Source organism: Brevundimonas sp. (assembly GCF_035561115.1).
In the GTDB taxonomy this organism is placed as follows: Bacteria; Pseudomonadota; Alphaproteobacteria; order Caulobacterales; family Caulobacteraceae; genus Brevundimonas.
Window position 1 is genome coordinate 1 of record NZ_DATMYH010000099.1, and the last position, 5,788, is coordinate 5,788.

The 5,788-nt window shown below is 71.5% G+C and carries 8 protein-coding genes and 1 pseudogene; 8 read left to right on the plus strand and 1 reads right to left on the minus strand.

The window, feature by feature from the left end; genetic code table 11:
• The first annotated feature begins 51 nt into the window (after positions 1 to 51).
• Genes argJ through VN378_RS12960 form a run of 3 tightly spaced genes read left to right on the plus strand, consistent with a single transcriptional unit; the run spans position 52 to position 2,078 of the window.
• Complete coding sequence (argJ, locus tag VN378_RS12950; protein ID WP_325743998.1) at positions 52 to 1,452, plus strand: bifunctional glutamate N-acetyltransferase/amino-acid acetyltransferase ArgJ; 1,401 nt, start codon at positions 52 to 54, stop codon at positions 1,450 to 1,452.
• 14 nt (positions 1,453 to 1,466) lie between these two features.
• On the plus strand, positions 1,467 to 1,877 hold the full coding sequence (locus VN378_RS12955) for a (deoxy)nucleoside triphosphate pyrophosphohydrolase (RefSeq protein WP_325743999.1): 411 nt from the start codon (positions 1,467 to 1,469) through the stop codon (positions 1,875 to 1,877).
• Positions 1,878 to 1,895: 18 nt separating this feature from the next.
• Positions 1,896 to 2,078 (plus strand): Flp family type IVb pilin, encoded by a 183-nt coding sequence (locus VN378_RS12960; protein WP_414642247.1) that lies wholly within the window; start codon positions 1,896 to 1,898, stop codon positions 2,076 to 2,078.
• On the opposite strand, the gene VN378_RS12965 is transcribed toward VN378_RS12960, so the two are convergent.
• Positions 2,075 to 2,959: a methyltransferase domain-containing protein gene (locus VN378_RS12965; RefSeq protein ID WP_325743993.1), complete on the minus strand. Its 885-nt coding sequence runs from the start codon at positions 2,957 to 2,959 to the stop codon at positions 2,075 to 2,077. The genes VN378_RS12960 and VN378_RS12965 overlap by 4 nt on opposite strands.
• Between VN378_RS12965 and VN378_RS12970 the strand changes: the two are divergent.
• The 5 genes and pseudogenes from VN378_RS12970 to VN378_RS12990 form a co-directional block, all read left to right on the plus strand.
• A pseudogene (locus tag VN378_RS12970) lies at positions 2,958 to 3,765 on the plus strand (phosphoribosyltransferase family protein). The gene VN378_RS12965 and the pseudogene VN378_RS12970 overlap by 2 nt on opposite strands.
• A 26-nt stretch (positions 3,766 to 3,791) precedes the next feature.
• Positions 3,792 to 4,049 (plus strand): glutaredoxin 3, encoded by a 258-nt coding sequence (gene grxC / locus VN378_RS12975; RefSeq protein ID WP_325743994.1) that lies wholly within the window; start codon positions 3,792 to 3,794, stop codon positions 4,047 to 4,049.
• On the plus strand, positions 4,049 to 4,885 hold the full coding sequence (locus tag VN378_RS12980; protein WP_325743995.1) for a carbon-nitrogen hydrolase family protein: 837 nt from the start codon (positions 4,049 to 4,051) through the stop codon (positions 4,883 to 4,885). Before grxC ends, VN378_RS12980 begins: the two co-directional genes overlap by 1 nt.
• Positions 4,882 to 5,313, plus strand: coding sequence for a DUF1178 family protein (locus VN378_RS12985; protein WP_325743996.1), 432 nt, complete (start codon positions 4,882 to 4,884; stop codon positions 5,311 to 5,313). The genes VN378_RS12980 and VN378_RS12985 overlap by 4 nt, the downstream gene beginning before the upstream one ends.
• Before the next feature lie 2 nt (positions 5,314 to 5,315).
• On the plus strand, positions 5,316 to 5,788 hold a 473-nt coding region (locus tag VN378_RS12990), incomplete at its 3' end, for a DUF6597 domain-containing transcriptional factor (RefSeq protein ID WP_325743997.1).

The following is a 5,788-nucleotide window of genomic DNA, read 5'->3' on the forward strand; positions in this document are numbered from 1 at the left end:
CCCCGCTCCGGCTCCGGCGCCGGCGGCCGCGCCCGTCGCGGCGAAGAAGTCGTGAGCCGCCCGCCCGAAGGCCGCGCCTCGACCGGCCAGAAGTTCGAACAGGCGCTGGAAAAGGCGCTGGACCCGCTGGCCACGGCGATCAAGCGCGCCACCACGCCTGTACCGAAACCGGCGGCGCCCGCAGCGCCGGGCAAACCCGGTCTGGAAATCTCGCCCCTGGCCGTGCCCTTCCCGACCATTCCGCCCATTGGCGGGGTCGAGATCGCCACCGCCCGCGCCGGCTTCTACAAGCACGAGCGCGACGATCTGGTCGTCTTCCGCTTCGCCCGCGGGACGACCTGCGCCGGGGTCTTCACCCGGCACAAGATCGGCTCGGCGCCCGTCGACTGGTGCAAGCGGCATCTGGATGCGTCCGACGGCGGAAACGACGTCCGCGGTCTGGTGATCAACGCCGGCTGCGCCAACGCCTTCACCGGCAAGGCCGGAGCCGACGCCGCCCGCCGCACCGCGTCCGAGACCGCCAAACGCTTCGGCTGTCGCCAGCGCGACGTCATGCTGGCCTCGACCGGGGTCATCGGCGTGGTGCTGGACGACCGCAAGATCACCGCCCGCCTGAACGATATCGAGACCGCGCTCGATGCGGACACCCACCCGACCGACCAATGGACGCGCGCCGGTCTGGGCATCATGACCACCGACACCTTCCCCAAGGGCGCTTACGCCGAGTGCAGGATCGAGGGCCACACGATCCGCATCGCCGGCATCGCCAAGGGCTCGGGCATGATCGCGCCCGACATGGCCACCATGCTGGGCTTCATCGTCACCGACGCGGCCATCGCCCCGCCGGTGCTGCGCGCCCTGCTGGGTCTGCACGTCCGCACCACCTTCAACAGCGTCACCGTGGACGGCGACACCTCGACCAATGACACCTGCCTGGTGTTCGCCACGGGGGCCAGCGGAGCTCCGCGCATCGGCCGCGTCGGCGACCGGCGGCTGAAGGAATTCTCGGCCGCCCTGGACAGGGTCATGCTGGACCTCGCCCATCAACTGGTCCGCGACGGCGAGGGGGCGACCAAATTCGTCCGCGTCACCGTGGACGGCGCGGCAAGCCCCGCCTCGGCCCGCAAACTGGCCAAGTCGATCGCCGACAGCCCCCTGGTCAAGACCGCCCTCGCCGGCGAGGACGCCAACTGGGGCCGGGTCGTCATGGCCGTCGGCAAGACCGAGGAGCCGGTCGACCGCGACCGTCTGGCCATCCGCTTCGGCCCCCATGTCGCCGCCGTCGACGGCGCCCCGTCGCCGACCTACGACGAGGCGAAGATGAGCGCCTATATGAAGAACGCCGAGATCGACATCACCGTCGACGTCGGCTCGGGCCGCGCCTCCGCCACCGTCTGGACCTGCGACCTGACCAAACGCTACGTCGAGATCAACGGCGATTACCGCTCGTGAGCGCCAGTTCTTCCCTGGAAGAAAGCCTTCCCGTCGTCCTCGTCGTCGCCGTGGCCCTGATCGACGCCGACGGCCGGGTGCTGATCGCCCAGCGGCCCGAGGGCAAACAGCTGGCCGGCCTGTGGGAATTCCCCGGCGGCAAGGTCGAGCCGGGCGAGCGGCCCGAGGCCGCCCTGATCCGCGAGCTGAAGGAAGAGCTGGGCATCGACGTGAACGAGGCCTGCCTGGCCCCGTTCGTATTCACCAGTCACGCTTACGAATCCTTTCACCTGTTGATGCCACTGTATCTGTGCCGACGCTGGTCGGGGCAGGTTCAGAACCGCGAGCACGCGGCGCTGAAATGGGTGCGGCCGAACCAGCTTTCGGACTGGCCCATGCCGCCGGCCGACGAACCTCTGGTCGCCTGGTTGCGCGACCTGCTCTAGCCGCCGGAAAGGGGGCCGATGCTGCGACGCTTCCTTTCCCGCTTCGGCCGCGACGAGAGCGGGGCCACGGCCATCGAATACGGCCTGATCCTGGCGCTGATGTTCCTCGTCATCCTCGGGGCCCTTCAAGCCTTCGGCGCGACGGGAAGCGGCGTCTTCAACGCCGCCATGGACAAGCTTCGGGCGGCGATGGGCGGCTAGTCCTCCCCCGTCTGCTCCCTGACCCCCAAGGCATCCGCCAGCCGCATCTTCGCCGAGCCCCTCGGCAGCGGCTTCTGCTGGCTTTCGTGCGGGGCCCAGCCGGCCAGATGCACGATCTCGAAGGTCGCCGGGATGCGCCCGTCGGCCTCGCCGAACCGCTGAGCGTAGAGTTCCGCCGCCCGGCCCGCGATGCCGCGGGTCAGCGGCCGCAGCGGACCGGCCAGCACATTGGTCTCCCCCATCGCCCGCAGGTCCCGCACCAGGGCGAACAGGTCCGGATAGCGCACCGTCACCCGGTCCACGTCGGCCACCGGCAGGGCGAAGCCGGCCCGCTGCAGCAGGGCCGCGCCGTCGAAGCCGTCGGCGAAGGGCGACACCCGCGCCTGGGCCCCGCCGCGCGCCTCCAGCTCGGCCTCGGTCAACACCGCGCGCAGCTCCTTCAGCGTCCCCGCGCCCAGCAGGGTCCCGAGGAACAGCCCGTCGGGCTTCAGCGCCCGCCGGATCTGGGCCAGGGCGCCGGGCAGGTCATTGGCCCAGTGCAGGCTCATCAGAGAGACAATCAGATCCTGCGACTGGTCGGCGACGCCCGGCGGCGCGGCGCCCGGACCCGCCCGGGCTGCACGGTCGCCCGGCGCGACGACGGTTCCGACACGCCCCTCGGCCGCGCTGCCCTTCAGGGCTTCGGCGAAGGCGCCCGGATGGGCCGAGAGGTCGAGCACGTTCGGCCAGTCGCGCAACAGGGCTTCCAGACTGCCCACGGCGTTGTCGGCGGCGCGGGCGTGCAGGAAGTCGGCGCGGGCGATCGTCGGCTCGCTGCGCGCAAGCCTTGCCGTGCGGCGCGGAACGTCGAAGATGCGGGGGGGACCGGAGGAGGCGTTCATGAGCCTGCAGGATGGGGGCTGGCGCGGCCGATTGAAAGCGGGCGGCCAACAGATCACGCGCGGCGCACGGTCGCTGGGGCGCGGCCTGACCGATCTGCTGCTGCCGCCGCTGGCCTGGGACAGCCCCGAGGCAGCCGCCTCGGCCGGACTGACGCCCGACGCCTGGAGCCGCGTGGTGTTTCTGGAGGACCCGGTCTGCGACGGCTGCGGCGCCGGGTTCGGGATGGACGGCGGCCCGTTCGCCTCGCCGCGCTGCGCCGCCTGTATCGCCCAACCCTACGCCTTCGACCGGGCGCGGGCGGCCTGCGTCTATGACGCCGCCTCGCGCGGTCTGATCCTGAAGTTCAAGCACGGCGACCATCAGCCGTTCGCGCCCCTGTTCGCCCGCTGGCTCAGCCGGTCGGCGGCGCCGCTGCTGGCTGAGGCGGACGCCGTCGCGCCCGTTCCCCTGCACCGGCTGCGCCTGCTGTCGCGGCGCTTCAACCAGGCCGCCGAGATCGCCCGGCCGCTGGCCCGGCACGCCGGCCTCGACTATCTGCCCGACGCCCTGATCCGCCAGACCCACACGGCCAGCCAGGGCGGCAAGTCCGCGCGCGGGCGCCGGCTGAACGTCGGCAAGGCCTTCGCCGTGTCGCCGGAGGGGCGTCGCCGGATCAGGGGCCGCCGCATCCTTCTGGTCGACGACGTGTTGACCCACAGGGGCCACCGCCGAGGCCTGCGCCCGCGCGCTGCTCGAGGCCGGGGCGCGGGCCGTCGATCTCGCGGTCGTCGCCCGGGTGCGAACCGCCCGCGAATTGCCTACATAGTCCGGACCGATTTTCAGGAGTTCCCCTTGGCCGACGTCGTCATCTACACCAAGCCCGGTTGCGGCTACTGCCATGCCGCCAAGGCCCTGCTGGACGGGAAGGGCGCCGACTACACCGAGATCGTCGCCTCCCACGACCCTGCGAAAAAGCAGGAAATGATCCAGCGGTCGAACGGACGGATGACCTTCCCGCAGATCTTCATCGGCGGAAAACACATCGGCGGATCCGACGACCTCGCCGCCCTTGACCGCAAGGGCGCGCTGGACGCATTGCTCGAGGCCTGATGGCCACGCTTCCGATCGCCCTGATCCAGACCCGCACCCCGGACTCGGCGGCCGCGGCCTTCGCCCATATCGCGCCGCTGATCCGCGAGGCGGCGGCCGGCGGGGCGAAATTCGTCCTCACGCCGGAAGCGACCAATTTCATGATCCGGGACAAGGATCGGCGCGCCGCCGCCCTGACGGACGAGGACCGGGACGAGGCGGTCTTCGCCCTGCGCGACCTGGCCCGCGAACTGGGCGTCTGGCTGCTGATCGGCTCGGCCATCGTCCGCTCGGGCCACGACGGCGACGACCGCGCCGCCAACCGCTCCCTGCTGATCGACGACCGGGGCGACATCGTCGCGGCCTATGACAAGCTGCACGTCTTCGATGTCGATCTGCCGACGGGCGAACGCTGGCGCGAAAGCGCCACAGTGCGGCCGGGGGACGAGGCCGTCGTCGCCGACACCCCGTGGGGCCGGCTGGGCCTGACCATCTGCTACGACATCCGCTTCCCGCATCTGTATCGCGCGCTGGCGAAAGCGGGGGCGGTGATGATCGCCGTCCCCGCCGCCTTCACCGTCCCGACCGGCGAGGCCCACTGGGAGACGCTGCTGCGCGCCCGCGCCATCGAGACCGGCTGCTGGATCCTGGCCCCCGCCCAGGCCGGCGCCCATAATGACGGCCGCCGCACCTGGGGCCGCTCCACCGTCGTCGCGCCCTGGGGCGAGGTGGCCGCCAAACTGGATCACGACGAGCCCGGCGTCCTGTTCGCGACCCTGGATTTCGACGCCGTCGATCGCGCCCGCGCCGCCATTCCCCAGCTGACCCACGACCGCGAATTCGCGGGGCCGAAATGATCCGCTACGCCCTCAGATGCGAGCACGAACACGCCTTCGAGGCCTGGTTCGGCGCCTCGGCGGACTATGACGACCAGGTCGCGCGCGGTCTGGTCGAATGCCCGCACTGCGGCTCGCGCGACATCTCCAAACAGATCATGTCGCCCGCCGTCGCCGGCACGAAGAAGGCCGTCTTCCAGTCCGACGCGGCCCGCATGCAGACCCTGATGATGCAGGCGGCGCGCGAGGTGCGCAGCCATGTCGAACAGAATTTCGACTATGTCGGCGACGCCTTCGCCCGCGAGGCCCGCGACATCCACGAAGGCCGGTCCGAGAAACGCGAAATCTACGGCGAGGCCACGCCCGCCGAGGTGAGGAAGCTGAAGGACGACGGCGTTCCCTGCGCGCCCCTGCCCCCTCTGCCGCCCGATCCGTCCAAGGCCCACTGACCGTGGACGAGGGGGATCGCTATCAGGAGCACGAACCGCCTCCGGCCCTGCGCCCCTTCGTGCGCACGATCTGGACCTACGCCGCCCCGGCGCCCGAGCCGACGGTGCAGCGCATCGCCCCTGACGGCTGTCCCGAACTGATCCTCGACATCGGCTCGCCCTATGAGGAACAGGGTCCGGACGGCGTCTTCCGCCTTCAGCCCCGGGCCCTGTTCGCCGGCCAGATGACCCGGCCGCTGGCCCTGCGCCCGGTCGGGCCGGTCGAACTGGTCGCAGTCCGCTTCGAACCGGACGGCGCCCGCGACTGGCTGGGTCATGCCGCGGCTGAGGCGACCGACCGGCGTCTCGACATGACCGCGCGCCTTGCGGGCGTCGCGGCGCCCCCGGGCGACCCGGCCGCCCAGGTCGAGGTCATGGGCCGCCTGCTGGAGGACCACCGCCGCCGCCACGCATGGTCGCTGGACCCGGTGGTGCG

Excerpts from the sequence above, each read along its gene's own strand:
- VN378_RS12960 (WP_414642247.1), top strand. The coding sequence starts at position 1,896 with ATGCTGCGACGCTTCCTTTCCCGCTTCGGCCGCGACGAGAGCGGGGCC.
- VN378_RS12965 (WP_325743993.1), bottom strand. The coding sequence starts at position 2,959 with ATGAACGCCTCCTCCGGTCCCCCCCGCATCTTCGACGTTCCGCGCCGC.
- VN378_RS12980 (WP_325743995.1), top strand. The coding sequence starts at position 4,049 with ATGGCCACGCTTCCGATCGCCCTGATCCAGACCCGCACCCCGGACTCG.
- VN378_RS12985 (WP_325743996.1), top strand. The coding sequence starts at position 4,882 with ATGATCCGCTACGCCCTCAGATGCGAGCACGAACACGCCTTCGAGGCC.